Source organism: Pedobacter duraquae (genome assembly GCF_004362245.1).
Taxonomy (GTDB): Bacteria; Bacteroidota; Bacteroidia; order Sphingobacteriales; family Sphingobacteriaceae; genus Pedobacter; species Pedobacter duraquae.
On the sequence record NZ_SNWM01000003.1, the window covers coordinates 461110 to 487486 of the forward strand.

Sequence of the window (26377 nt, forward strand, 5' to 3'; positions counted from 1 at the left end):
TATTGACCATTATGAGATTTAAATTTTTTGTATATATCGCTGCTTTTACAGCGATACAGTCTGCTCAGGCAGCCGTAGTAGACACTTCGCGTCTTGTCCCTGTAACCGGGGCGACCAATTTCAGAGATCTTGGTGGTTATGAAACAAAACAGGGGACACACGTTAAGTGGGGAAAATTGTTTAGGTCGGGAGAGATTAGCAGGCTAACGGATGCAGACTTAAGTTTATTGGAAAAGAAACATCTCAACTATGTGGTTGATTTTCGCAGTAATGATGAAGTTGCGAGGGCTAAAGATCGCTTGCCCGCACACGCTGAATATTTACAACTTCCTGCTGGTAGCGAAAACCTGAACAGTTTCATGACGTTAATTCCGAAACTGAATTCTGCTGATTCGTTGATGACGTCTTTTTATAGCCATACTGAGCATTTGAAAGCAAAATACCAGCCATTTTTTAAGGCATTGTTAGCGCTTCCTGATACCTCTTCCCTATTGTTCCATTGCACTGCAGGCAAAGACCGTACGGGAATTGGTGCTGCACTGTTACTTTATACGCTTGGCGTCCCTGATGAAGTAATTCTTCAAGACTATCTTGCCAGTAATGCGTACAGGAAGGAAGAAAACGAGAAAATGGTTGCTGGAATGGTTCAAATGGGTATTAAAGAGCAGGTTGCAAAAGACATGGCAGGTGTGAAAGCTGAATACCTGGCTGCTACTTATAATGCAATTGTTAAAGACTATGGGAGCATAGACGCTTTTATGACTGGTCAAATAGGCCTTTCAGCATCAGATATTGCAGTGCTGAAAAAGAAATACACAAAATAATCAAGGCTAGATTTGACAAAAAAAAAGCGATCTTCAAATCTGAAGACCGCTTTTTTTATAAGCCAAGTAAGAGTGGGTCGTCTTCTTCATCATCAGTAAGGCTCAATTGTATGCTGTCTGTGCCTGCTATACCTTCGATTGAGCCCCGAATATGTGCCGCATTAAGCATTACTTTCTCCAATTGTTTTTCTCTTGCTTTCCATAATTTTTCCATTGCGTCACGCTCCCTTTGAATAGATAACTTCATGCTCATAAAGCCTTCACGAATAGCTTTCCATTGTTCGGAGAATTCGTTGCTGGTTAAGTAATCATATAACATGTGCATTTTGTCGCCGCGGTTCTCCTGAGATTTCGCTGCACTGAATAACTTTACAATACCATCCCGCAGGATATACGATACGGCTTTGACTTCGTCAAATGAACAAATCCATACACCGTCTTTTTCTCCGAAGCAATCCATTCCTTTCGGGTATGCCTGGGTAACAATAACGGCTACATCGACGCCCATGCTGCGCATGTCTTTTTTTAGTTTCTCAATCCATTCCATGGAAAAGTCCTTGGTACGCTTGCTCTCGTAAATGATTTTGCCGCAATCCTGACCAAATTGATTACGGATGTGATGCACACAGTCTGCGCCGCGGACCCCTTTACCAACTTCTGTGATTAAATCAAATGGAAAAGCGTTACGAAGTAATTCTTCTAAAATGAGTTCCTGAACTTCTCCCTGCAACTGCATGGATCCTTGTTCTGCCTTGCGTTTCATTTCTTCAGCAAGCTTCTTCTGGTCATCCAGCTGCTTTTCCAGTTCTTTTACGCGTAACTGGTGTTCGGTATCCTTAATGTTGTTTTTTTCAAGTTCCTGTTTCCTGATCTGCTCTACCAGCTCCGCGCGTTGCTCTTGTAAAGTACGTTGGATTTTTAACTCCATTTCTTCCTCCTTCAGTTTCATCTGCTCTTCCTTCCGCAAAAAGTCTAATTCCTTAGCCCGTGCGAGTTTTAGCTTTTCTTCATTGTCTTTAACAGTGGTGTCTAGAAGCTGCAGTTTATTCTCGAAGTCAGTAGATATTCTCTTGTGCAGACTTTGTTCTAATTCTGTCTGTAGTTGTTTTTTTTCTGCGGCAAGCTTTTGTTCATAAGCTTGTTCGCGTGCCTTTTGTTGTTGCTCATAAGCTTGCTCACGTGTCTTTTGCTGTTGCTCAAACTGTTGTTCCTGCTGCTTCTGTAAATGGTTAAGCTCAGTAAGTTTCTTATTATATTCCTCGTCTTTTTGTTTGGTAAAAGAAACCATCTTTTCCCGTAGGTCTTTTTTGTATTCTTCTGCCATAACTTCTTCTATAGGGAAGGTATGAGCGCAGTTGGGGCATTTTATTTCTGTAGACATAGATTGCTTGTGGGAATACAAATATAATCTAAATTGCTCATTTATCTTCAGGGCAGCGTCTCGTAAACAGGGGAACCTCATCTACAGTAAAATCCGCCTTCGATTTAATTGGTTTTATTGCATCAAATACATAAATGATATTCGTTTGGTTAAAGGCATTGTCACTTTTTTTATGTTCTTCGCCTTCTGTATAGTTTAACGGACTGATCCACGCATTTTTCTTTTTATTATAAGTATAGTTGCGATTGTCTTTTTTTACATCTCCACGTTCATAACTACCGTAATATGGATTAAACTGAACCTCCTGCGGATTAAGCTCAATGTGCTGAAAGGAATTGAGCATTTCCAGGTCTTCTTTTTTTGTTGGGAGTGGCTTTTTTAGTGTAATCACGTCCCCGGCGAATTGCAGTCCCCCCTTTTTTACTTCAGCTTTAAATGGGCGATAACTGCGCGCGGGGGTATAATAGTAGGCAATAAAATCATTGTACCCACTGCTATTTGAAAAACTATAAGTGTCTTGTAAAATTGCTGAGGCACCTTCTCGTTGATAAAGTCTGTTAGTAAAAGCGATTTGGGACTGCATGCCCTTAAATTTCATCAGATTTGGAAAATCAACACAGTTAGCGTCAGGATTAAACACGCGCTTCATCACATCATGGGCGCCCTGTTTCCTGCCTAGACTGATAAAAGTATCATCATCATTGAAGGCCATAAGCGCTATCCTAGTGCTATCTGTAAGATCTGGATTGTGCCGACCATATAATGCAAATGTTTGGGGAGCAGCGGTTGGAGTGAAAATAACCTGATCCTTCTCCATCTTCCAGGTACCTACTACTCCTCCGCCAAAAAATATAATAGCAAAGGTATGGTCTTTAAGGACGAATAGATCGGCAAATCCCTGCGGGTCGCCATGTTGTCCGCGGTCATATGTTCCATAGATATCTGTATCTATTTGAGCATATCCGTAAAGCGAGCTCACCATTAGCAACGCGAATAAAAGGTTTTTCATGTAAGAATTTCTATTAGTCTTGCAAAGATTGATCCACAGCTAAGCCCGATAAAAATAGTTTCATTTAGATAATCGTCAAATTATATTTAGATTGGTCTAAATATTGTATGTTTGCTTTCTGAAAATATTATTTGATATATGAAAATAACATATACGCTATTCGTTACATTGATGATGATTGCCCATACGGGCGTTGCTCAAGTGATACCAACAAACGGGACAATTAAGCCAGATAGCAGTATCCATAAGGAGAACGACTTGAATGAAGTTGTTGTGTCGGGTACACTGAAGCCTGTGCGAAAATTAGAGAGTCCCGTGCCGGTGGAGGTATATAGCCAAGCATTTTTTCGTAAAAATCCGACACCAAGCATTTTTGATGCTTTGCAAAATGTAAACGGAGTGCGGCCACAACTTAACTGCAATATTTGTAATACAGGCGACATTCATATTAATGGTTTGGAGGGACCATATACAATGGTTTTAATCGATGGAATGCCAATTGTAAGTAGTTTATCCACCGTTTATGGCCTATCTGGCATCCCTAATGCGATTGTTGAGCAAATAGAGATTGTTAAAGGGCCAGCATCATCAATTTATGGCAGCGAAGCGGTTGGCGGATTGATCAATATCATCACTAAGAGTCCTGAGAAATCGGATAAATTAACGGTAGATATCTTTGCTACAAGTTATAAGGAGCTAAATACTGATTTTTCTTTGAAAAGTAAGATTGGCAGTCGCATAACTGTCTTGAGCGGGATAAACTATTTTAAATTTGGAAATGTAGTAGATCATAACCATGATAATTTTACTGACATAACCTTACAAGATAGAATTTCATTTTTCCAAAAATGGAGTATTAAACGTAAGCACCAGCGTGCATTTACTATCGCAGGTCGCTATGTGTATGAAGATCGCTGGGGTGGGGAAACGAATTGGAACAAGTCTTACCGTGGTGGAGATCAGGTTTATGGAGAAAGTATTTATACAAAAAGGGCAGAACTTATCGGGAACTACCAATTGCCCGTTCAGGAAAAGATGTTTCTGTCATTCTCTTTAACCAACCATAATCAGGATAGTCGCTATGGAACTGTGTCTTATATTGCCCAGCAGAAGATAGCTTTTGCGCAGCTAATCTGGGATAAGCAAGTTGAGAATCACGACTTGTTATTTGGCCTGGCGTCAAGATATACATATTACGATGACAATACACCGGCAACGGCGCATGCGGATAAGGTTTTTTTACCTGGTGCATTTATCCAGGACGAAATTAAGATTGGAGAAAAACATAAATTGCTTACTGGATTGCGATACGACTACAATTCTGTACACGGTAATATTATCACTCCCAGAGTAGCTTATAAATATGCTATTGACGATGAAAATATATTGCGCCTAAATGCGGGTACGGGATTTAGAGTTGTCAATATTTTTACAGAAGATCATGCTGCGTTGACTGGCGCGCGTGATGTTGTGATCGCAAATGCGCTTAAACCTGAAAAAACTTATAACGTAAATCTGAATTACCTAAAGAAGATTTATACAGAAGATGCAACTTTTATTGGTCTGGACGGTTCAGCTTTTTACACTTATTTTAACAACAGGATTATTGGTGATTTTGATACCAATCCAAATCAGATTGTTTACGACAATTTGGATGGATACGCCATTAGCAAAGGGATCAGTGCAAATATCGATATCACCTTTATCAATGGACTAAAGTTTATATTAGGAGGAACATATCAAGATGTGTCTACTGTAAAGAATGGCGTAAAAAGTCAGCAAATATTAACCGAGAAAATTTCAGGTACCTGGGCAATTTCTTATTTGTTTAAACCCGTCAAACTGAGTTTAGATTATACAGGCAACGTCTACGGTAAAATGCGGCTCCCCTTACTGGGGCCGTTAGATCCGAGACCACAATATTCTCCAGTATGGAGCATACAGAATATTCAATTTACCTATAAAGGTCTTAAAGCAATTGAGGTATATGGTGGTGTGAAGAATCTGCTAAATTGGACACCAAACAAGGGAACACCATTTCTAATAGCAGGTGCTAATGATCCATTTGATAAAAATGTCCAATTTAACGGAGCCGGGCAGGTTGTTGCAACGCCCGGCAATCCATACGCACTTACTTTTGATCCAAATTATGTTTATGGACCGAATCAAGGTATTAGAGGCTTTTTTGGAATAAGATATACGCTAAAGTAACTAGGCTACGCGTTCCTGAGAGTCTACAAATTTTGAATAAACTCGCAGTTGTTTTTTCAACAATTGACGAGCTACATGAATGCGAGTTTTGACAGTGCCAATAGGAATCTGAAGTTCATCAGCGATCTCATGATATTTGAATCCTTCGAAATATTTGATGAATGGGGTATAATATTCTGGTTGCAGTTTTTCGAGTGCTTTGTAGATATCATCCATCACAAATTTACCTTCGCTGTTATTTAACGTAGCACTTAAAAAAAGTTTGTCGGAAGTAAGGTCATCAGTGACAGTCATAATAGCCGTAGTTTTTGCAGATTTTCTATAACTATTTATAAACGTGTTACGCATAATAGTATATAGCCATGCTTTTAGATTTGTGCCTTCTTTAAATTGACTGGAGTAATTGATTGCTTTAAGCATTGTATCCTGGAACAGGTCGTTTGCATCTTCGGAATCCCGGGTAAATGAAAATGCAAATGCGTATAAGGAATCTTTATGACTGAAGATGTTGAGGTTGAAGGCTTGTGAATCCATTGTTTATTTGTTTTCTATGATAGATAAACAAATACTTGCAATTGATGTACCAAAATGTGATTCAAGGCGGTTTAAGCGCCTGTACAGACATTTTAAAAAAGCGGCACTAAATTTAGGTAGGCGTACAGAATTGTCAATTTGTAGAGTAAAGCCGAATGAGGCATCATTTTTTAGGTCAGTATTTATGTTTTTTTAATTTAACTTTATGGCATGATCTATCAATCAACTTACCAGGCGGCTGTAGTGATTGCTCCTCAGGTGGAAGCAATTTTCGCGCAGCATTTGAATCTGGCAAGGGAAAGTGGAGAAGAGGACCTGGCACCTTTACCTGAAGCTCGGTTTGTCGAAGTCATAATTGACGCAACTTTCTGGGCTAGCCTTCGTAAGGAAGAAGGGCATTCTCCGAAAATTTCTTTGGCATTTTTACCGCCTAAACAAGCGGGAAATCCGTTGTTGTTCAAGCAGCGTTTGTTACTTACTCCATCAACATTAGCTAAGATAGCACCTGGAGTTGAACGTGCCGGAATTCACCTGGGAATTTGGCATGATGGAGACGAGGTCTACATTTGGGGAACTACCACGAGCATACCTAACTTTTGTTTTGTGCTGGATGTTTCTGAACCGAGTTTACTTGTGATCAAGCACAGGAGGATTTATGGCTTCGGAAAGTTCACTAACGTGGCGGTACTAAAAGGAGAACAGATTAAGATTGTTGATTCGTCCAGCACCAGCGTGCCGGATACCCCAACGATACTTCTGTCATTATTAGATCTTACTGCACCATCTTATTGGAATGATGCAGTAAATGTGCTAATTCAACTTGCAGTTTCTATGCGCGCACATCAGCGAGGAGGAGCATTACTTGTAGTTCCGGATAGCTGTAAAACCTGGTTACATTCCATTATAAAGCCGATACAGTACGACATACAGCCAGCATTTTCGGGTCTTTCGAAATTATTGAGCCAAGACAGAAAAGAAGCAAGTCAGATTTTTTGGCAAACGGCACTTAAGCGGGAAGTGGAGCATCTTGCAGGATTAACTGCCGTTGATGGAGCAACAATTGTTAGTGATGGATATGAATTATTGGCTTTCGGTGCCAAGATCGGACGTGCAAAAAACAAAGAAACAGTTGAAGAGATTTATTTTAGTGAGCCTATTCTAGGAGGTGGTGCGGTAATGATGCACGCATCTAAATTGGGTGGTACACGTCATCTTTCAGCAGCACAATTTGTTCACGATCAAAATGATGCACTCGCGCTTGTTGCTTCTCAGGATGGTCATTTTACAATTTTCAGCTGGTCTGTACAAAAGCAAAAAGTGCAGGCTCACCGTATTGATACCCTACTTTTATAACGTAAAAAAAAATCCCGGTACAACCGTACCAGGATAAAAAATTAATTAATGCCGTTCACATCCTAAGAAAGCAGGATCGCTGTCGTGATCGTGCAAATCAACAGAACGATCATGACAATGCGGTCAGCCTTGATCCATTGTTGTCTGGTCAAAGCTGTTGCAGCTTTCTCTTCTCTATGCCTTGCATAAGTAGAAAAGAGTGGAGTTAATTTGATCAGCATAGGTAGATGTTTAATAGATGTATTTTCTTTAATACAAACTGTGCGCCAAATATTTACGTAAATGTTAAAATGTTGATAATTTGCGTTTTTTATTAACAAATGCATTTCAAATTGATGGGGGGAGCTTAAAAACAAGGGGTTTAGCGTGTTTTTATGACTAGGAGATCATTCACGAGCAGCGTTTTAAGTACCAGTGTCTTCTATTGGCGTCAATTTGTATAATACATTAAACACGATATTTCGTCTATTTACCTTTTTTTAATTGAAATGTCGTAGACGACAGTGTCTTTCTCACCTTTTCTCATAATCTACTTTCTGATTTTTTTCTTGATCATGATTTTTATGTTAAAATTATTGTCCTGTAATACAGTAGGTTAAAGCCATTTTGTGAGTTTGTACAGTACTATGTATTGCATATTACCTTATAAAGCATATATCTTTGTATTATGATAGCAGAAAATACGCAAACGCAAATGCGAAAGGGCATACTAGAATATTGTGTGCTGCTTATAATATCGAAGGGAGAAATTTATGCCTCCGATATCATCGCTGAATTAAGACAAGCTAAACTGCTTGTTGTCGAAGGAACCTTATACCCTTTGTTGACCAGACTTAAGAACAATGGCTTGTTAAGTTATAACTGGGTAGAGTCCACCTCAGGCCCACCAAGAAAATATTATCTGCTTACACCGGAAGGTAAAGAAATTTTGAATAAACTGGATATGACCTGGATGGAATTATCTTATGCAATAGAAACATCTAAACAAATGAAATCATGAAAAAGACGCTCAATATTAATATCGGTAATTCTATTATCCATATAGAGGAAGATGCCTACGAAACATTAACCACATATCTTAACGAGGTTAAAGCACATTTTTCAAGTAGTGCGGATGATTTTGAAATTGTAACAGATATTGAAAATAGGATTGCAGAAATGTTTACTGAGATCCTTTCAAGAGATCAGCGTCAGGTTGTGGAACTCGCCGATGTACAGGTTATAATTGCTCAAATGGGATCTGTTAAGGACTTTGAGCAGATAGATGAAGACGCTACAGGAGAAATTCCGGTACAAGACGGCATTAAGAAACTTTATCGTGATACTGACCATGCCATTATTGCTGGTGTATGCGCTGGACTTGCTCATTACATACACATCGATGAACGTTGGATTCGTGTGATAATGCTGATTAGTATTTTTCTAGGTGGTTCGGGAATACTAGCTTATATTGTGATGTGGATCATCGTTCCAAGAGCCGTGAGCAGGTCGGAAAAGATGTACATGCGTGGAGAAGCATTGAACTTGCAGGGTTTTTTCAGGAATTTTGAAGAAGAATTGGCAGCAAATCAACTGATGAAACGCTCAGGAGGTTTTATCCGGGAAGTCGTATCGGCATTGGATCGATTTATAGGTGTACTTGGTAAAACGATAGTCAAAGTAGTAGCAATAATCATTATTATCATGGGGTCATGCTTCCTGCTTTCACTTTTCATTACGTTGGCTGTTTTATTAGGGATTTGGGATGCGAATCCATATGAGTTTTTCCCCCTGAACATTGTCAGTGCGGCTTATCTAACACAGATTATTTTCGCATTTTTTATCACACTTGCTATACCATTGATCGCTTTGGTTTTGTTCTCTATCCGCGTAGCTTTCAATAGTAAAGCGTTAAACAAAACAGTTTCTTATGGATTACTGATAGTTTGGCTGGCAGGGGTGATGGCAAGCATATTTTATGTGGCTAAAGTAACAACAGAATTTAAAGAGCAGGCAGAATTTACACAGGTTAGACCGTTGGCTCCTTATCCTGTATATGATGTCAGAGTAGATCGTACTATGTTTCTTAACCATGAAGATAGTTTACGATATCACATCACAGCGGAGCGTTATGCTGGTAAAGTAATCATCAGCGACGACCATGGGCCGTTTACAACCCCAAGTCGTGTGGGGCTTCAAATTGAGAAAAGCGATAATGGAAAGGTAAGCCTAACTCAAAATTACAGTGCGCACGGAAAAACATTTGCAATGGCATTAAAAAATGCACAGAATATTGAATATGGATTTTCGCAACAGGATTCGGTGCTTAATTTTAGTCCTAAACTTCATCTGAATAAGTTCAGTAACTGGAGGGATCAGCGGGTAGTATTGGTGCTTAGGGTTCCTGTCGGAACAAAGTTGAATATCAAAAAAGATGTCAGCTATTCTCTTGATAGATACGGGTCATGGTCTTGCGATTCTTACGATGATGACAGTAATGATTTCAGGGTATGGGAAATGACGGATGAGGGACTGAAATGTAAAGAATAATAAACAAGGGAAGATCTGATCTTCCCTTGTTTATTTTGCATCATGTTATTTTACGATGTACCTGAAAACCGTCCGGGCGATATTTCCATTTTTATCAATACCTTCAACAACGGCCTTGTAATTTCCTTTGCCGTCTGCATTGAAAAATTCAAATGACGTTGCCCCCGTAACAGGATCAGTAATAACTTTTGGGTTCCAATAAATGGTAGTTCTAAGATCGTTCTTTGCAATAAAGGTGGCGGTATATTTAGGAGAATAGAACTCGCGTTGTTTACTGTAACCCTTCGGCATCAGTGTAACCTCGTTGTTTTTAGGCATTAGCTTTTTCAGATCCTCCATGCTCATTTTGCTCTTCACAACTTTTTTCATATTGATGGATACAATTCCACTCGTACCGTAAGTTCTGTTTACCGTACCCAACTGGTCTTTTAAAAAGATTTCAATTGACTCTATTTCGTTAACATTGACAGAATTGATGGCATATAGATCAACGGGGTTTCCAGCGATGAAAATACCTACAGGCGTCCGACCACCGGCATTATAGTCGCGTGTAATATAAAACTGATTCTCAAAAAAAGTAAGCCCCATTGCCATTGTTTTTAAACAAGTGACAAGATCCCTGCAGTCTTTAAGTCGTTCAGGCTCTATGATGTGTTCAGGCATATTGCCTAAACTACTCAAGGCAGGATAGTCGGCGTGACTTATCTTTTTTATCGCTGCTCCTTTGATGACAACCTCTTTCAGGTTGCGCATATAGCTGTATTGTTTTTTGCTATTGCTTAAGTAGTTTGATAGTGTACTATCAATGTTCATCACTTCGTCTGGAGCATTTACATTTGTTGTGATTTCAGCGCCAGGTGCCTGATCAACCATAATCATCATGTTGTTTGATCCCGCAACGAATCTACTGGTGATTACCACTTGTGACGAATCTGGGATATTGAGGTTCTTAAACGCAAAGAGACCAGAGTTGCTTGTTAATGTTTCAGCGGATATAGACTTTCCAGAAACGGTTAAGCGCATCGCTCCTTTTTTCACAGGCATTCCAGTCCTGTCCCTTAGAATACCTGTAATGTCCATTCCCTGCTCAGGTAGATATACGACGGCGGGCAGTTTGTCCTGGAGGATCTCTTTGTAAGAGAATCTTCTGTAGCCCTGTGTAAGCATAAGTATATCTAGTTCTGCGAGTTTTTTGTCGTCAGTTTTATTAAAATAATAGTTAGGTTTCTCGACGTAACCTTTTAAATCGGATGTAAGTAATAACGAGCTTAGGATTGTTGTTTCAGCATTTTCATCAGCAGGGACTTTTGTCTCGTCTGTAACGCTTACTGAAAAGTCTCCAGCCAGTTTTTGTGTGGCATTTTTAGCGGACACAGTCATCTTGACTTTTTGCCTGGGCTTGTAAGCAGGCAAGTCGGTTTGAACTGCCAATGCTATTGCTTCTTTATGCATCAGAAAAGTGATCCGCTCGCTAACTGGTTCTCCAGTAGCAGAAAATAAAGTTACCTGTACAATTCCTGATGGGAATTTATCTTTGGGAATCTTCGCTGAAGTCACCTGATTTTGCAGAGACGTTTGCGCAGCATAATAGACGATGTTGTTGTGCTGCGCTACTAAATACAGCGCTTTGCCTTTATGCTCGTTGAAGTACGGTTCATTCGCAATGATCTTAACGTTTAAGGATTCTGTAGGCCCGTTAACTACTTGCAGGTTTACGCCTGATTCTTTGGCTACCGGTAATGCAAATGTTTTTTTACTCCCGTCCTTGAATGTCACATTTGCTTTATAAGTTTTGGCCGGATCTGGATTTAAGTAAAACGATCCCATACCTGCGTGTGATGAAGTTATAGTAGTCACCTGATTACCATCATTGTCTACAATGGTTCCGGTAAGGTCAATTCCCAGTCCAGTGCCCTTTAATGCTTTAAAAGCAATCTGTGTTGGCACTCCTTTGTACAATTCGCCTCCCTCGGGGAAAAACTGGAGGTCGTTCTCGGCAACTATTGGAGTAATTTCAAAGCTAGTATTCACTACCTCCTTATCGGACATGATAATATCGGTTAGCAACTCTCCTTTTTTTATATATGATCCTTTTTTTGAATTGATTTCTACAGTCAAAAATCCATTTTGGTCAGTTGTTCCCTTACCCTGGGCAACCAAGTCGTAAGAAGAAATCATTTTCCAACTAACTGGCCGGTTTGCCAAGGCAATTTTTTCTTCATTCTTAAACTGAATCTTTGCTGTGACAACCTGTCCTTTTTCAGTTTGGGTAGTTGTGTATTTTATGTTTGTCAGGGCTGCTTTATCAATCGCATTTCCAATAGGAATTGTCTTCGTAAAGAAGTAGTCTGCTGAAAAGTTTAACATCCACAATGTATACGCACGTACATAGTAATTTCCCTGTTTAAAGTTGGTTGGATCTACAGGCATGTTGCCATAAGCTACACCATTGTTGACAGGAAGTTTAAGGGTGTTGATCAGCGAATCCTTGCTGTTCATAATGTCAACATAAACAATCTTGCTAAGCGGTGATAACATGTTTTGTTGCGTTGTTAAATACGCTTTAAACCAAATTGTATCTGCAACACTATAGTAAGGCTTATCAAAATGCAGGTACACTTTTTCCAATGGTTCCGTATCTGAAAGCTTCTTTGTCTTCTGAAGGATGTTTTTTAACACTGTAGTATCCTGTTGGGCGAAGCCCGAAAAATGACAGCCCAGGAAGAATAGAAATAGGAAGGGTATAACTTTGTAATAATTCATGTATTAAATTTAACCGGAATAATAGGCTAATATATTGAAATATAGCCGGGGCTCTATATTTTTCAGTTAGTTTAACATATTTTGACATTTTAAAAAGAGAATCCGTGCCATAAAAAAGGCATCGATAAATGTCGATGCCGTTTTGTTGTCTTTGAATCTTGTTTATTTGTACTCGATTACAAATTGTTCTTTGGGGGTGCGAACTTTTTTAAGATTTACCAACCAATCTGCAGAAGCATCTCTAAATCCCAAAGCCAGGATGGTTGTGCTTCTCAAACCAAGTTCGTTTAAGCCTAGCAACTCATCAAGCTGTGCTGGATTGAAGCCTTCCATTGGCGTAGCGTCAACACCTAATAAAGCGGCCTCTGCCAAGGCGATACCAAAGCCTATGTAAGCTTGTTTTGCTGCATGATGGAAATTTTCCTCAGCAGTTTTATTGGTATATGCACCTACAAGCATATTCTCGTAATCTGCAGTAGTGCTGGCAGGAAGACCACGCTCAGTATTGGCATTAGCAAAAACACTTCGGATTCGCTCTTCCGTGTAATTGTCCCAAGCCGCAAAAATAAGCAGGTGAGATCCATCGATAATTTGAGATTGGTTATTAGCAATCGGAGCAATTTTAGCCTTCAAATCAGCGTTCGATACTACAATTACTTTGAAAGGCTGTAAACCCGATGAAGTAGGAGCCAGGTGAGCTGCTTCTACAATCTGATCAACATTTTCTTGCGGCACAACCCGTCCAGTCATTTTTTTTGTAGCGTAGCGCCACTTTAATGCATTTATTAAGCTCATATGAAATTTCTTTTTGATAACGGTGTTAGCAAATGTACTCATGTTATGTTTAAGCGTGAAGAAAAGCTTAAGCTTTGACTTTAAAATGATACCGTTTATCCTTTGAATTATATGCTTTAAAAATATTTCAATTTTACATCCTAAAAGCGTTACTTTGTTATGCTTGCATAAGTAATTGTATTGTAAAACTTACCAACAAGAATTTTGTTGTACGTGTATCTTTTGCGGATGCAGCGCTTTTATTTATCAACTAACCAAATATTATGAAAAGGATTTTATTAAGTTTTCTAACGATTATGCCTTTTGTTGGGTTCTCCCAATCTTTTCAGGTCAATCTTCAGGGCCACAAACAAATCGCCATGGGCGGTGCCGGAACTGGGGTAGCACTGGATGAGGCTTCAGTTTTTTTTAACCCGGGTGCCGTATCATTCTTAAAACAGAATGGTGTTCAAGGCGGTATCAGTGCATTGTATCTTAAAACGGGCTTTAGAGAGACCGGCTCAAACATCACAGAATATAACAAAGACAGAATAGCACCGCCATTTCAGGCCTACGCAGTTTTTGGTAATCCGGCAAACAGACTCCGTTTCGGTATTGGTGTTTATACCCCATTTGGAGGTGCCATGCATTATGATGAGAACTGGACTGGAAAGTATACTGTAACCTCCCTAGATCTACAAGCGGTATATATTCAACCAACCTTAAGTTTGAAACTTACGGATCAGATAGGTATTGGAGCAGGGCTGGTATATGCGCTTGGTAAAGTAGATTTGCAGCGTGCGGTTCCCTTAACATTAAGCACAGGACAGTCTGGTACAGCACAGTTAAAAGGTGACACCAAAGATTTTGGTTGGAACGCTGGTATTTATGTTAAAACATTGTCAGGTGTTTCCATTGGTATTACGCACAGATCTCAAGTAACAGCAAATGTGAAAGACGGCGATGCAATTTTTGTTGTGCCTGCTTCAGTAGCATCAACTTTCCCAACAAAATTTACGGCTTCACTTCCTTTGCCTGCTACTACAACACTGGGTTTAGGTTTTTATCCGTCGGAGAAAACAACAATTGCCGTTGATGCAAATTGGGTACATTGGCATAAATACGAAGAACTTGCGTTTGATTACGACAACAATACGCGTATTCCGGATACTAAGTCACCAAGAAATTATCATGATGCTGGTGTAATACGTGTTGGTATCCAAAATTTAACTACAACTAAACTGGCTCTTAGAGCTGGTGTAGCTTATGCTTTCACACCCGTAGGAAAAGGTTATGTTACTCCAGAAGTACCTGATGCCAATCGTGTATTACTTAGCGCAGGACTAGGTTATATGCCAACATCCCGTTTCGGTATCGACCTTTCATTCCTTTACGAGAATGTCCTTTCAAGAACAGAGAAGAATATCGAAACCAACCTGGACGGTACTTTCAAGACAGTAGCATACATTCCAGGAATCTCTCTTTCTTATAAATTTTAGCCATACCTAACATGAAAAATACAATGAACTCAAAACATATACTTAAAAGTGTACTGGCAGTCGCATTTATTGCTGGTCTCTCTTCCTGTAAGCCAGAACTGAAAGATGTTACTCCTACTAACGGTCAGGCTGATTTCTCCCGTTACATTGCAATAGGGAACTCGCTTACTTCCGGTTATGCCGATAACGGCCTTTATCTTGAAGGACAAAAAAATTCATATCCTGAGATGCTTGCTGCACAAATGAAAAATGTTGGCGGCGGTAATTTCTCAACTCCATTTTTTACAGAAGCACATGCTAATGGATCTGGTTACGCTAAGCTGTTGGGGTTAAATGCTAACGGTACCCCGAACATAGGGGCTGAAACCAGTAACCTTGCAGTTCGCGGACAAGTTGCTATTCCCGGCTTCGGAAACGTTGTTTTATATGACAAATACAGCGGAGATTTAAATAATTATGGTGTACCGGGAATCAAACTGGCACACGTAAACCTGGCTGCCTATGGTAACCTGAATGGTTATTATGAACGCTTATTGCCGGGAAATGCAGGAACCAATTCTACAACATACCTGGATTTTGTAATGGCTAAGCCTTATACCTTCTTTAGTATGTGGTTAGGGAATAATGATATCCTTGGTTATGCCAGTTCTGGTGGGGTAGGTGATATTCCAACTCCTAAGGCTGATTTTGCTGCACTTTATGCTGCTACCGTAAACCGGCTTGTGGGTAGTAAAGCTAAAGGTGTTGTAGCTACAATCCCGGACGTAACAACTACGCCTTATTTTAGAACAGTCACTCTGGCTACTTTATTGGCTACTATCCGTGCTACTGCGGCTGGTGCAAGCGTAACAACGTTATATATTCAAACCGGTGCCGGCACACGCGCAGCAACTGCAGCTGATTTATTTACGCTTACCTTAAGTTCTGCAGGTGTAATGGGAGTTCCAAACGGTGCAGGGTTGCCTTACGGCTTACATCCCTTAAATCCAATCGAAAATAAATATGTGTTGGATGCAACCGAAGTAGCTACTGTAAATGATTTCACGGCGGCTTATAATGCCACCATTACCTCTGTGGCTAGTGCCAATGGATTGGCGCTGATGGATGCGAACACATTATTAAAACAATATAACACACCTACTCAGGTGAATGGCGCCGTCGTAAGTTCTGCTTATATTACAGGAAACTTGTTCTCCCTGGATGGAATCCATTTAACCCCGATGGGCTATGCAATTACTGCTAATGCTTTCATTAAAGCAATAAACACTAAGTATGGTTCGTCTATTCCTATTGTTGATGTTACAAAATATAGAGGTGTCAAATTCCCTCTGAATAACAACTAATAGATAAAACGAAAGGCCCGCTGAATTTATCAGCGGGCCTTTTTTATAGACTTATTTTTTCTTTAGTTTCGCCTTAAAGACTTTTTCTAACTTATCCAGCTTAGGCAGGATAACTAATCTGCAATAGGGCTGATCTGCATTTTTATTGAAATAATCCTGGTGGTAAGCTTCGGCTACATAAAAAGGCTGCGCTTTGGTAATTGCTGTTACAACAGGTCTGCCATAGGCATTCGTTTTATTGAGTTCTGCTTTATACTGTTCAGCAGTAGCTTTTTGCTCTGGACTATTGTAAAATACAACTGATCTGTATTGCGTACCTACATCAGCACCCTGGCGATTTAATGTCGTCGGATCATGACTTTTCCAAAATACGGCCAACAAATCATCGTAGGAAATTTTTGAAGGATCGTAGGTAAGTTCTATTACTTCAGCATGGCCCGTGGTCCCAGTACATACATCTTCGTAACTAGGGCTTGGTACATCACCACCTTCGTATCCAGATCTTACGCTTACCACCCCTTCGAGGCGCTGAAATACTGCTTCTGAACACCAGAAACATCCCATGCCAAAAGTGGCTTTTTGTAATTTATTGTTTTGTGCCTGCACGCTACCGATGGTTAAGAGCAGTATCGCAATCAAAGTTAAACGTTTCATATCTGTGTCTTTCGTGTTGTGTATGTAAATTTACGCAAGTCTGTTTGTTAAAGATTTATTTTACTAAATTTCGTCTTGAAATTGACAATGGCTTGATTATGTTGCGGTAATTGAAAACTGTTAATAACTTAAGTTGTTTATAATAAAATAGATATACTGCTATTATTTAGGCTATCCACATTTTTCTGATTAGTTTTTTAATTTAGATCCACATTAGCAAAAACAAATATGTCAACACCGTATATTCCAAGTTTAGACCTGGGCTCGTACATTAATGGTACAGAAGAGCAACGTAAAAAATTCTCTGACGAACTGGGCAGAGCCTTTAATGATTCAGGATTTGTAACGATCACCAATCATGGCGTTAGTCAGGAGCTGATTGATAAGCTATATGAAAATATTAAAGCGATGTTTGCGCTATCTCCCGATCAGAAAAAAGAATATGAAAAGCCTGAACTGGCTGGTCAACGTGGCTATACCAGTCCCGGTAAAGAAACTGCAAAAGGTGCGAAAACTGCAGACCTTAAGGAGTTCTGGCAGATTGGCCAGGAAGTACTTGACGCGGATCCTATCAAAGCAGAATATCCGGATAATGAATTCCTGACTGAGCTTCCAGAATTTAACGAAGTTACGCGTGAAATTTACCAACGATTGGAAGCGAATGGCAAGCACTTGTTACGTGCAATTGCTACCTATTTAAGTTTGCCTGTCGATTATTTCGACGCACATGTTCATAATGGTAATTCTATTTTAAGGGGCATTCATTATTTTCCGATAGAGAATCCAGAATCTATTCCTGATGATGCCGTACGCGCCGGAGCACATGAGGATATCAATTTGATAACTTTATTGATTGGAGCAAGTGCTGATGGGCTTGAAGTACTTACGCGGTCAAACGAATGGTTGGCCATTAAGGCGCATCATACTGATATTGTTGTCAATGTTGGTGATATGCTGCAAAGGTTAACAAATAACAAGTTAAAATCGACTACGCACAGAGTGGTAAACCCACCGCGAGAACTGATGAAAACATCACGTTATTCGGTTCCTTTCTTTTTGCACCCGCGTTCTGATATGGATTTAACGAGTTTGGAATCATGCATTGATGAGGCGCATCCTAAAGTATATGAAGACATGACTGCCGGCGAGTACCTTGATGAAAGATTGAGAGAAATCGGATTGAAGAAATAATTCATCTTAAAAAAGAAGAGGGGCATTGCAGTATCTACAATGCCCCTCTTTTTTTATCTTGATTTTTATTTACTTGTTTTGCCAAGATCAATGGCTTTATTGATCACGTCTTGTATTCTACCACGAATGGATAATTTAGAAAGTTGTTCTGATACCGTTGGATTTACTCTGTTTGAAAGAAATACATAGACCAGTCCACGCGATGGGTCTACCCAAACGCAGGTTCCGGTATAGCCAGTATGACCGAAAGTTTGAGGAGAGGCCGTTGCCGAAGGGTATTTTTTTGTAAGGTCTGGATCCCATCTATCAAAACCTAACCCTCTTCTGCTTACATTGGATTGTCGGGATGTAAACATTTCCACAGTCTGTGGCTTAAAATAAACTTCGCCGCCATAGGAACCTTTATTTAATAGCATCTGATAAATAATAGCTACATCATTAGCACTGGCGAAGAGCCCTGCGTGCCCAGATACACCGCCTACCATTGCTGCGCCCTGATCGTGTACATATCCTACCAATAAAGTTTTGCGGAAGTAGGTGTCGTTTTCTGTTGGAACGATCTGATCTCTCGAAAACCTGTTGCGTGGCAGGAAACCAGCCGTCTGCATTCCTAAAGGTTGGTAAAAGTTTTCTTGTACGTATTGATTTAGTGGTTCTCCACTCAAGCGTTCCACAATGTCTTTCATTACGTACATACTGATATCGCTGTATACATATTTACCTCTTGTCTTGATTGGAGAATTCAGCATCTTGGGCCACATCACATCTTTAAAATAATCTTTTCGGAGATAATATCCGTCAGCCACTTTTGTAGGAAAAGCAGCAGATGTGTCGGAGCTGTGGTCTGCGGGTTTAATAGCGTCTTGAAAGGGTATGTAAGGGATAAATCCCGCCTGATGCAGCATTACCTCCCTAACCTGAATGTTATTCATGGGTGTTATTCTGGCCTTGGGAATATAAGCACCTATATTGGTGTCGAGATTCAGCTTATTTTGTTCGAATAACCGCATCACGGTGGGTGTAGTCGCTGTTACTTTGGTTACCGAGGCCAAGTCAAAAATGTCAGTAAGCTTATCAGGCATAGCGCCGTCATAGGTGTGACTGCCATAGGCCTTATTAAAAATAACCTTACCATCCTTAGCCACGAGCACAACCATACCCGGGGCGGCTTTCGCGTTGATGGCTTCGGCGGTAATACGGTCAATTTCTGCCAGATCATCAGAATTTACACCTGCGTCTTCAGGAACAGTATACATAAGTCTGGTGCTTTGCGTGATGAAACCGGATCCTGAAGTGTATTTTCCAGAGTAAGCTCGTGTAAGCGTTTTCGTTGCTGGCATACCGCCGAAAATAATCTGCGGAACGATTGCAGCCGCCTCAATGTCTGTAAGGTCTGTCCATACAATCGGCGCTGAAATCATATCGAAAGCAGCTAAGCTTTTTCCATTGCCAAACAAATTGATAATAACTTGCTTGTTTTTTGCCAGTATATTGATAAAGTTAATGAACCTGCCGTTGCCAGTTTGTTGATCGGTCAGGGTAACAACAATTGTGTTATAGTATTTGAGGTCGTCCTCCAGCTCGTCTAACGTGGCTTGCGAACTGTATTTGCCTGCATCAAAGGGGGTAACCTTCGCGTATTTATTCAGCAGGCTGTCAACTGTAGATTGATTGGCATAGCCCAAGTTTACAGAAGCAATTTGTTTTTTGTCGAGTGCTGTAAGCGGGATAATGTTGTTTTGATTGTTTAATAATACTGTGTTTTTAAGTGCGTCATTTATCATTGTAAGCCGCGTCTGGTTCTTTTTGTGATCCTGCGCGCAGGCGGTTAGGGTACTCAAAGCTATACTGCAAATAAGTAATAACGCTCCAAGGTTATTTTTTTTCATAAACTTTCTCTCCATTAACATAGGTTTTTAATACACGCGTTTTTAGAATATTTCCGGGTGCGGTAGTCATAATATCGGTATCCAGGATCACAAAGTCGGCCAATTTTCCTTTTTCAAGACTTCCCTTTTCTTTTTCTTCAAAATTAGCCTTAGCTGCCCAAATGGTCATTCCTCTTAATGCCTCTTCTTTAGTGAGGGCATTCTCTGGCTGAAATCCTCCTGAGGGATAATTTTTGGCATCTTTTCGAGCTGTTGCAGCGTAGAATGTAAACATTGGATTAATGTCTTCGACAGGGAAGTCAGTGCCCAGGGGAATCCATCCATTTTGTTCTAAAAGTTGTTTATAAGCATAGGCACCCTTAAGTCTTTGCGTACCTAATCGTTCTCCCGCCCAGTACATATCGGATGTAGCATGTGTAGGTTGTACTGAAGGCACTACACTTGTTTTCCCGAAAAGGTTGAAATCTGATGGAGCAATTACCTGTGCATGCTCAATGCGCCAGCGCTTATCGTTCTTGCTGCTTAATACTGTATTGTAAATTTTCAGGATGGTACGATTTGCCGAATCGCCGATGGCATGTGTACACATCTGAAATCCGTGTTTATTGATCATGGTGGCTACCTCTTCAAAATGTTTTGGATTACTCAATAAAAACCCACTTTTTCCGGGCATGTCAGTATAAGGTTGAAGTAGGGAGGCGCCGCGACTTCCTAATGCGCCGTCGGCATATACTTTAAACGCCCGAACATTGAGTCGATCGGTTTTAATGGCCCCTGTTTTAAATAGATAGTCATAATTGGCTTTGTCGTCTGAAAGCATCAGATAAAGGCGCATCTTCAACGCATCTTTATTTTGCATTTGCTTGATGACATCTATCATCGGCGCATCGATGCCACATTCGTCAACGGTGGTTAGTCCAACACCAAAGCACATAGCCTGTGCATCAAGCAGGGCTTTTTCAGTTGTTTTCTGATCTGGTTTAGGAATTTTATCAGCTACTAGTGCAACGGCATTGTCGATAAGCAAGCCCGTTGGAACTCCGTTTTTATCTGCGATATCGCCGCCGGTGAGTATAAAACTTTTCTTAATTCCTGCAGCATCCAGCGCGCGTTGGTTTACAATAGCAGCATGTCCATCTATTCGTGTAAGAAATACCGGGCGGTTTGGGAAAAGTTTATCGAGTTCAGTCTTATCTGGGAAAGCCTGATCAGGCCAGTCATTTTGATCCCAGCCTCTGCCAATCAACCAGCCATCTGGATGTGTTTTCGCAAAGTCTGTAAGCTTGTCTAAAACAGCTTTCCAACTCGTGGTTTCTTTGAGTTCTGCGGTCTGTAATCCAAGTCCATATCTGTAGAAATGTGCATGCGCATCAATCAGGCCGGGATAGACAGCCTTGCCTTGTGCATCTATTTCTGTGGTTGCTTTGTAGGTTTTACGAATCTCTTCGTCGCTGCCGGTTGCAAGAATCTTACCATCTTTAACAGCAAATGCCTGGACGGTATCGAAGTTATTATTTACCGTATAGACTTTTCCATGGTAAACGATGAGGTCGGCCTGCTTTGTGCCGCAGCTACTAAACAGCAATGTAGCGGCAATAAGGCCATAGAAAACTTTGTTCATGTGGTTCAGGTGTAAACCTTAAAGATATAAAAAGGTTGTAGTGACTTCGTCATATAACAGCCAATTATATGAAAAGAAATTAGAGTTAAGGCTTATTTTCGCTAAATTAGCAGCTTTACCGGAGAATATAAATGTCAGATATAATACAGCTTTTACCCGATAGCGTAGCTAATCAAATCGCTGCCGGAGAGGTGGTTCAAAGACCCGCATCGGCCGTAAAGGAATTGCTGGAAAATGCGATAGATGCAGGGGCAACAAAAGTGCAGCTGATACTAAAGGATGCTGGAAAAGCATTGATTCAGGTAATAGATAATGGTTGCGGAATGACCGTTACTGATGCCCGGATGTGTTTTGAACGCCACGCAACTTCCAAAGTACGTAAAGCAGAGGATCTTTTCGCTATCCGTACCATGGGTTTCAGAGGTGAGGCTATGGCCTCTATTGCCGCCATTTCGCAGGTAGAGATGAAGACCCGCAGACATGAAGATGAGTTGGGTACCCTAATTGAAATTGAAGGAGCAACCTTTATCAAACAGGAGCCGGTAGCTACATCTGCAGGGACGAGCATCTGTATCAAAAATCTTTTTTTCAATACTCCTGCCAGGCGTAATTTCCTGAAAAGTAATCCGGCGGAAATGCGGCACATCATTGATGAATTTCAGCGTGTATCATTGGCAAACCCACATATTGCTTTTAGTTTGCATCATGATGGTCTGGAGATTTACCGGCTACCGGCATTGTCTCTCAAGCAGCGTATTGTACATCTTTTTGGGAATAACTATAATGAAAGGCTTATTCCTGTAGAAGAAGAAACTACGATCATCAACCTAAAAGGATTTATTGGCAAGCCTGAGTTTGCAAAAAAGACTAGAGGTGAACAGTTTTTCTTCGTCAATAATCGTTTCATCAAGGATGGTTATTTAAATCATGCAGTGACTAAAGCTTATCAGGATTTGTTGCCTGATGAGAATTTCCCATTGTATGTGCTTTTTATTGATATCGATCCCGCAAAAATTGATGTCAATGTACATCCTACAAAAACAGAAATTAAGTACCTTGAGGAGAAATCAATATATGCGATTCTGCATGCTGCAGTAAAGCGTTCACTGGGGAGATTCAATATCAGCCCAACGATAGATTTTGACCAGGAGACAGGTTTCAGTGGTATGATCAGTTTAAAGAAGCCTGAAGATATTGTGCCGCCAAGCATCAATTTTAATCCTGACTTTAATCCCTTTGCTTCTGATAGAGCGGCGGTCAGGGAATCGCCGAGCTATGGCGGTCAGGAATACCGCGCAAACAGTAGTACAAAAAACTGGGGTTCCTTATACGAAATTGCAAACCACAGTCCGGATACACAAGCCCGGATAGAGATGCCAGGGGATAATGCAGCTGAAGAAAAATTTATGCCTGTGCAGAAGCAATTCATGCAGCTGCATAACCGTTATATCATTTCGCAGATTAAATCAGGATTGATGCTGATTGACCAGCAGGCTGCGCATGAAAGGGTGCTGTATGAAAGGTTTCTTGTACACCTTGAAGATCGTAAAGGTGCTTCTCAACAAAGTTTGTTTCCTCAGACGGTAACGTTAAGTCCTAATGACTATGAACTGGCCAGGAGCTTGTTGGATGATATTAAGAGTCTGGGGTTTGAAGTACGTGAATTTGGCAAAAATACTTTGGTTATTGAAGGTATTCCTGTTGATCTTGGAAGCAATAACATCAACGAGACGCAACTTTTTGAAAGTCTGATCGAAGGATTTAAGAATTCGCAGCAGGAACTAAAATTAGATAAAAGAGATGCCCTTGCCAGAAGTCTGGCAAGAAACAGTGCCATCAAAAGTGGTGTAGCTATGGCGCAGGAAGAAATGAACATGCTGATAGAACAACTTTTTGCATGTAAGAGTCCCAATTTCAGTATCGGCGGCAGACCGGTGATACAAACAATAGGACTGACGGAGTTAGATAAAAAATTTGATAAATAAACATGAATGTCCAAATACCACCAGTAGTTAAAAACCTACTGATAATTAATATACTTTTCTTTGCTGTAACCTGGGTATTAGGGAACAAGGGGATAGAACTCGGATTTTATCTTGGAGCATTTTATTTTGACTCTCCGTTATTCAGGATATGGCAGCCAATCACGTACATGTTTATGCACGGTGGATTAACACATATCTTTTTTAATATGTTTGCGTTATACACTTTCGGAAGCGTATTGGAAGTTCATTGGGGTGCCAAAAGGTTTTTGAATTTCTACTTCATTACCGGTTTAGGCGCTTTGGCACTTCAACTACTTGTCCAGGCGTTTGAAGTTTATCAGATCACAGGTTCTATTGTTAATCATGGTGCAATACAGATAGATTTAGCCACAGAAGTTGTTTCAACAACTATTAAAGGATTGTCAGAAAGTCAATTGTCAACATTGCTTGGTATTTATAGCGGACCTATGGTCGGTGCTTCTGGAGCTATCTTTGGCCTGCTTGTGGCCTTTGGTATGTTATATCCAAATGTAGAATTGTATATCATGTTTATCCCTGTACCAGTTAAAGCAAAATATATCGTTCCTGTTTACATCGTACTTGAACTCTTCCTTGGTGTAGCACAGTTTCAGGGAGATTCTGTGGCCCATTATGCGCATCTCGGCGGTGCCTTACTTGGATATATATTAGTTAAGCTTTGGCGGAATAAAAATACTTTTTACGATTATTATGAATAGCAATCTATATGAGGATTTAAAATTCAAGGTTTTCCGTTCAGGTAACCCTGTCTTTTTTTACATTGGAATTAATGCCATTGTGTTTATTGTTACCGCTCTAATTGGCGTAGGATTATACCTGTCTGGAAATGGGGCGGGCGGTGTTTCTGATTTGGTTAGAGAATACCTTGGTTTTCCGGCCTCCTTGGCTAAGCTTCCATATCGATTTTACACGATTATCACTTATCAATTTTTACATGACGGGTTTTTTCATTTCTTCTTCAATATGATTTGGTTGTATTGGATGGGGAATATTTTTAACGATTTTACGAAAACCAGGCAGTTTCACTTTGTATATCTAGGGTCTGGAATTTTAGGTGCCGTCTTTTTTATTGCTGCCTACCATACCTTTCCTGTTTTTGCTCCTGCTATTGAGTCAGCAAATGTAATCGGATCTTCTGCAGCTGTTATGGGTATTGTGGTTGCAACTGCTACGCTGGTCCCTGATTTTAGCATCCGTATGCTTTTTCTGGGTGATGTGAAACTGAAATACCTTGCGGTAGCGTATATCCTGTTGTCGGTTATTGGCATTGCGTCTACTAATGCAGGAGGTAATATTGCCCACATTGGGGGTGCACTTTTTGGTTTCCTATATATTAAAACACTTAAAAATGGTGCTGACTGGAGCGACATCTTTAAAAAGAAGACAAAACTAAAGGTCGTAAAAAATGAAACATTTAAACGCCCGGCTTCAAAGGCTCCGTCAATAGTAAATCAACAGGAAATAGATGCCATCCTTGATAAAATATCAAAATCGGGCTACGATAAATTAAGTCGGGAAGAAAAGGAAACACTATTTAAGGCCAGTAATCATTAATTGGGTCGATGATCTTACACCTCAATAACGAAGATCAGGACAAGAAAGACTTGCCGGAAAATAAAATAACGAGTATGAAGAAGAAATCCAGTGTTACCTTTATCGATAAACTGGTCAGGCTTGTTGCCCTGGCCTTTGCGATTGCACTGGTTCTGGGTGCTATGGCAGGGCATATTGATCCGCGCGACAATAAATATATACCCTTCTTTGGGCTTGCTTATCCTTATATATTGGTAATCAACCTATTTATACTAGGCTGGTGGGTGCTTCGAAAACGATGGATTTTATTTTTGCTCACATTAATCGTAATCGGTTCCGGATGGCAGGCCTTTCGGGCTACCATTCGCTTTTCAGGCGATGCAGGTGAAGGGCCTAAAAAAAGCATAGACCTGGTGCGTATGATGACTTATAACGTCCATGGGTTCAAACCTTTTGATACCGGAGCGGTAGAACCGGTCAAACAACAGATTCTAAGTATTGTCAGGAAAGAAAATCCGGATATCATCGCATTCCAGGAATATTTTACCAGGAAAAAAGGATCTTTTGATATGACGGATAGTTTAAAGGCAATCTTGAAGACTCCTTATTATTACTTTGTTGCAGACACAGACAACGGCTACGAAGCAAACGGTTTAGCTATTTTTTCTAAATATCCAATAGAGAGTAAGGGCTCAATTGCTTTTGCAGATAGTGGTAATTCAAGTATCTATATAGATGTATTGATCAATAAGAAAATGATGCGTATTTATAGTGTACATCTGCAGAGCATTGCATTTGACAAACAGGATTACGAATACCTTGATAAGGTAACCAGCAAGATGGATCCCGATCTTAAGCCCTCTAAACGAATACTGTCCATGCTTAAAACTGCATTTCTGAAAAGAAGTGCCCAGGTAGACGTAATGAAGGCTGAAATGAAAAAATGTACCACACCATTTTTGATTGCTGGTGATTTTAATGATACCCCACCATCCTATGCGGTAACGCAGTTAACGAAGGGAATGAACAAAAGTTTTGATAAAAAAGGTACAGGGCTTGGGCGTACCTATAACGGGAAGTTTCCTAATTTTCAAATTGATTATATCGCAACAACCAAGGATATCGGAATCATAAATCACCGTGTGATTACGGCGAAACTGTCTGACCATTTTCCCGTGCGAAGCGATTTAAAATTAACCCCTTAAATTTTTAACTTTGCTGCGGTATCGCTACTGTTATCTATAT

At 40.2% G+C, this 26377-nt stretch carries 21 protein-coding genes; 12 read left to right on the plus strand and 9 right to left on the minus strand.

Translation table 11 applies throughout. From position 1 onward, the window contains the following. Positions 1-11: 11 nt before the first annotated feature. On the plus strand, positions 12-824 hold the full coding sequence (locus CLV32_RS13480; protein ID WP_133556358.1) for a tyrosine-protein phosphatase: 813 nt from the start codon (positions 12-14) through the stop codon (positions 822-824). 55 nt (positions 825-879) lie between these two features. Here CLV32_RS13480 and CLV32_RS13485 read toward each other — a convergent pair whose 3' ends face one another. Further along, complete coding sequence (locus CLV32_RS13485) at positions 880-2148, minus strand: DUF2130 domain-containing protein (protein WP_133557154.1); 1269 nt, start codon at positions 2146-2148, stop codon at positions 880-882. 94 nt (positions 2149-2242) lie between these two features. Beyond that, positions 2243-3214: a hypothetical protein gene (locus CLV32_RS13490; protein WP_133556360.1), complete on the minus strand. Its 972-nt coding sequence runs from the start codon at positions 3212-3214 to the stop codon at positions 2243-2245. Between the two features lie 138 nt (positions 3215-3352). Here CLV32_RS13490 and CLV32_RS13495 point away from each other — a divergent pair, with 138 nt between their 5' ends. After that, positions 3353-5425 (plus strand): TonB-dependent receptor plug domain-containing protein, encoded by a 2073-nt coding sequence (locus tag CLV32_RS13495; protein WP_133556362.1) that lies wholly within the window; start codon positions 3353-3355, stop codon positions 5423-5425. Here the strand turns inward: CLV32_RS13495 and CLV32_RS13500 are convergent, their stop codons facing one another. Continuing rightward, on the minus strand, positions 5426-5959 hold the full coding sequence (locus CLV32_RS13500) for an RNA polymerase sigma factor (protein WP_133556364.1): 534 nt from the start codon (positions 5957-5959) through the stop codon (positions 5426-5428). 210 nt (positions 5960-6169) lie between these two features. Here CLV32_RS13500 and CLV32_RS13505 point away from each other — a divergent pair, with 210 nt between their 5' ends. After that, positions 6170-7312, plus strand: coding sequence for a putative sensor domain DACNV-containing protein (locus CLV32_RS13505; protein WP_133556366.1), 1143 nt, complete (start codon positions 6170-6172; stop codon positions 7310-7312). A gap of 62 nt (positions 7313-7374) precedes the next feature. On the opposite strand, the gene CLV32_RS23255 is transcribed toward CLV32_RS13505, so the two are convergent. Continuing rightward, on the minus strand, positions 7375-7533 hold the full coding sequence (locus CLV32_RS23255) for a hypothetical protein (RefSeq protein ID WP_208111007.1): 159 nt from the start codon (positions 7531-7533) through the stop codon (positions 7375-7377). A gap of 446 nt (positions 7534-7979) precedes the next feature. Here CLV32_RS23255 and CLV32_RS13510 point away from each other — a divergent pair, with 446 nt between their 5' ends. Beyond that, the gene (locus tag CLV32_RS13510; RefSeq protein WP_133556368.1) at positions 7980-8312 is read left to right on the plus strand and encodes a PadR family transcriptional regulator; all 333 of its coding nucleotides are present in this window, start codon (positions 7980-7982) and stop codon (positions 8310-8312) included. Continuing rightward, on the plus strand, positions 8309-9841 hold the full coding sequence (locus tag CLV32_RS13515; protein WP_133556370.1) for a PspC domain-containing protein: 1533 nt from the start codon (positions 8309-8311) through the stop codon (positions 9839-9841). The genes CLV32_RS13510 and CLV32_RS13515 overlap by 4 nt, the downstream gene beginning before the upstream one ends. A gap of 45 nt (positions 9842-9886) precedes the next feature. On the opposite strand, the gene CLV32_RS13520 is transcribed toward CLV32_RS13515, so the two are convergent. Both CLV32_RS13520 and CLV32_RS13525 read right to left on the minus strand, forming a co-directional pair. Then, complete coding sequence (locus CLV32_RS13520; RefSeq protein WP_133556372.1) at positions 9887-12604, minus strand: carboxypeptidase regulatory-like domain-containing protein; 2718 nt, start codon at positions 12602-12604, stop codon at positions 9887-9889. Positions 12605-12766: 162 nt separating this feature from the next. Then, on the minus strand, positions 12767-13399 hold the full coding sequence (locus CLV32_RS13525; protein WP_133556374.1) for a nitroreductase family protein: 633 nt from the start codon (positions 13397-13399) through the stop codon (positions 12767-12769). A gap of 263 nt (positions 13400-13662) precedes the next feature. Here CLV32_RS13525 and CLV32_RS13530 point away from each other — a divergent pair, with 263 nt between their 5' ends. Next, the gene (locus tag CLV32_RS13530; RefSeq protein ID WP_133556376.1) at positions 13663-14877 is read left to right on the plus strand and encodes an OmpP1/FadL family transporter; all 1215 of its coding nucleotides are present in this window, start codon (positions 13663-13665) and stop codon (positions 14875-14877) included. A gap of 23 nt (positions 14878-14900) precedes the next feature. Next, entirely contained in the window at positions 14901-16220 is a 1320-nt protein-coding gene (locus CLV32_RS13535; protein WP_133556377.1) for an SGNH/GDSL hydrolase family protein, read from the plus strand. Between the two features lie 51 nt (positions 16221-16271). Here the strand turns inward: CLV32_RS13535 and msrA are convergent, their stop codons facing one another. Next, positions 16272-16874 (minus strand): peptide-methionine (S)-S-oxide reductase MsrA, encoded by a 603-nt coding sequence (msrA, locus tag CLV32_RS13540; protein WP_133556379.1) that lies wholly within the window; start codon positions 16872-16874, stop codon positions 16272-16274. Positions 16875-17102: 228 nt separating this feature from the next. Between msrA and CLV32_RS13545 the strand changes: the two genes are divergently transcribed. Beyond that, positions 17103-18065, plus strand: a complete 963-nt coding sequence (locus CLV32_RS13545) for an isopenicillin N synthase family dioxygenase (RefSeq protein WP_133556381.1) — start codon at positions 17103-17105, stop codon at positions 18063-18065. Positions 18066-18130: 65 nt separating this feature from the next. Here CLV32_RS13545 and CLV32_RS13550 read toward each other — a convergent pair whose 3' ends face one another. Together CLV32_RS13550 and CLV32_RS13555 are read right to left on the minus strand one after the other, a co-directional pair. After that, positions 18131-19969, minus strand: a complete 1839-nt coding sequence (locus tag CLV32_RS13550) for a serine hydrolase domain-containing protein (RefSeq protein ID WP_243732315.1) — start codon at positions 19967-19969, stop codon at positions 18131-18133. Further along, a complete protein-coding gene (locus CLV32_RS13555; RefSeq protein WP_133556383.1) occupies positions 19941-21575 on the minus strand; it encodes an amidohydrolase in 1635 nt (544 codons plus the stop codon). Before CLV32_RS13555 ends, CLV32_RS13550 begins: the two co-directional genes overlap by 29 nt. 131 nt (positions 21576-21706) lie before the next feature. Between CLV32_RS13555 and mutL the strand changes: the two genes are divergently transcribed. The 4 genes from mutL to CLV32_RS13575 are packed head-to-tail and all read left to right on the plus strand — an operon-like array spanning position 21707 to position 26337. Further along, complete coding sequence (mutL, locus tag CLV32_RS13560; protein WP_133556385.1) at positions 21707-23560, plus strand: DNA mismatch repair endonuclease MutL; 1854 nt, start codon at positions 21707-21709, stop codon at positions 23558-23560. A gap of 2 nt (positions 23561-23562) precedes the next feature. Next, positions 23563-24297: a rhomboid family intramembrane serine protease gene (locus CLV32_RS13565; protein ID WP_133556387.1), complete on the plus strand. Its 735-nt coding sequence runs from the start codon at positions 23563-23565 to the stop codon at positions 24295-24297. Next, positions 24290-25153: a rhomboid family intramembrane serine protease gene (locus tag CLV32_RS13570; protein WP_133556389.1), complete on the plus strand. Its 864-nt coding sequence runs from the start codon at positions 24290-24292 to the stop codon at positions 25151-25153. Before CLV32_RS13565 ends, CLV32_RS13570 begins: the two co-directional genes overlap by 8 nt. An 8-nt stretch (positions 25154-25161) precedes the next feature. Next, a complete protein-coding gene (locus CLV32_RS13575; protein ID WP_243732316.1) occupies positions 25162-26337 on the plus strand; it encodes an endonuclease/exonuclease/phosphatase family protein in 1176 nt (391 codons plus the stop codon). Positions 26338-26377 lie beyond the last annotated feature (40 nt).

Coding starts and splice junctions, on each gene's coding strand:
- CLV32_RS13480 (WP_133556358.1), top strand. CDS start 12: ATGAGATTTAAATTTTTTGTATATATCGCTGCTTTTACAGCGATACAG.
- CLV32_RS13485 (WP_133557154.1), bottom strand. CDS start 2,148: ATGGCAGAAGAATACAAAAAAGACCTACGGGAAAAGATGGTTTCTTTT.
- CLV32_RS13490 (WP_133556360.1), bottom strand. CDS start 3,214: ATGAAAAACCTTTTATTCGCGTTGCTAATGGTGAGCTCGCTTTACGGA.
- CLV32_RS13495 (WP_133556362.1), top strand. CDS start 3,353: ATGAAAATAACATATACGCTATTCGTTACATTGATGATGATTGCCCAT.
- CLV32_RS13500 (WP_133556364.1), bottom strand. CDS start 5,959: ATGGATTCACAAGCCTTCAACCTCAACATCTTCAGTCATAAAGATTCC.
- CLV32_RS13505 (WP_133556366.1), top strand. CDS start 6,170: ATGATCTATCAATCAACTTACCAGGCGGCTGTAGTGATTGCTCCTCAG.
- CLV32_RS23255 (WP_208111007.1), bottom strand. CDS start 7,533: ATGCTGATCAAATTAACTCCACTCTTTTCTACTTATGCAAGGCATAGA.
- CLV32_RS13510 (WP_133556368.1), top strand. CDS start 7,980: ATGATAGCAGAAAATACGCAAACGCAAATGCGAAAGGGCATACTAGAA.
- CLV32_RS13515 (WP_133556370.1), top strand. CDS start 8,309: ATGAAAAAGACGCTCAATATTAATATCGGTAATTCTATTATCCATATA.
- CLV32_RS13520 (WP_133556372.1), bottom strand. CDS start 12,604: ATGAATTATTACAAAGTTATACCCTTCCTATTTCTATTCTTCCTGGGC.
- CLV32_RS13525 (WP_133556374.1), bottom strand. CDS start 13,399: ATGAGCTTAATAAATGCATTAAAGTGGCGCTACGCTACAAAAAAAATG.
- CLV32_RS13530 (WP_133556376.1), top strand. CDS start 13,663: ATGAAAAGGATTTTATTAAGTTTTCTAACGATTATGCCTTTTGTTGGG.
- CLV32_RS13535 (WP_133556377.1), top strand. CDS start 14,901: ATGAACTCAAAACATATACTTAAAAGTGTACTGGCAGTCGCATTTATT.
- msrA (WP_133556379.1), bottom strand. CDS start 16,874: ATGAAACGTTTAACTTTGATTGCGATACTGCTCTTAACCATCGGTAGC.
- CLV32_RS13545 (WP_133556381.1), top strand. CDS start 17,103: ATGTCAACACCGTATATTCCAAGTTTAGACCTGGGCTCGTACATTAAT.
- CLV32_RS13550 (WP_243732315.1), bottom strand. CDS start 19,969: ATGGAGAGAAAGTTTATGAAAAAAAATAACCTTGGAGCGTTATTACTT.
- CLV32_RS13555 (WP_133556383.1), bottom strand. CDS start 21,575: ATGAACAAAGTTTTCTATGGCCTTATTGCCGCTACATTGCTGTTTAGT.
- mutL (WP_133556385.1), top strand. CDS start 21,707: ATGTCAGATATAATACAGCTTTTACCCGATAGCGTAGCTAATCAAATC.
- CLV32_RS13565 (WP_133556387.1), top strand. CDS start 23,563: ATGAATGTCCAAATACCACCAGTAGTTAAAAACCTACTGATAATTAAT.
- CLV32_RS13570 (WP_133556389.1), top strand. CDS start 24,290: ATGAATAGCAATCTATATGAGGATTTAAAATTCAAGGTTTTCCGTTCA.
- CLV32_RS13575 (WP_243732316.1), top strand. CDS start 25,162: ATGATCTTACACCTCAATAACGAAGATCAGGACAAGAAAGACTTGCCG.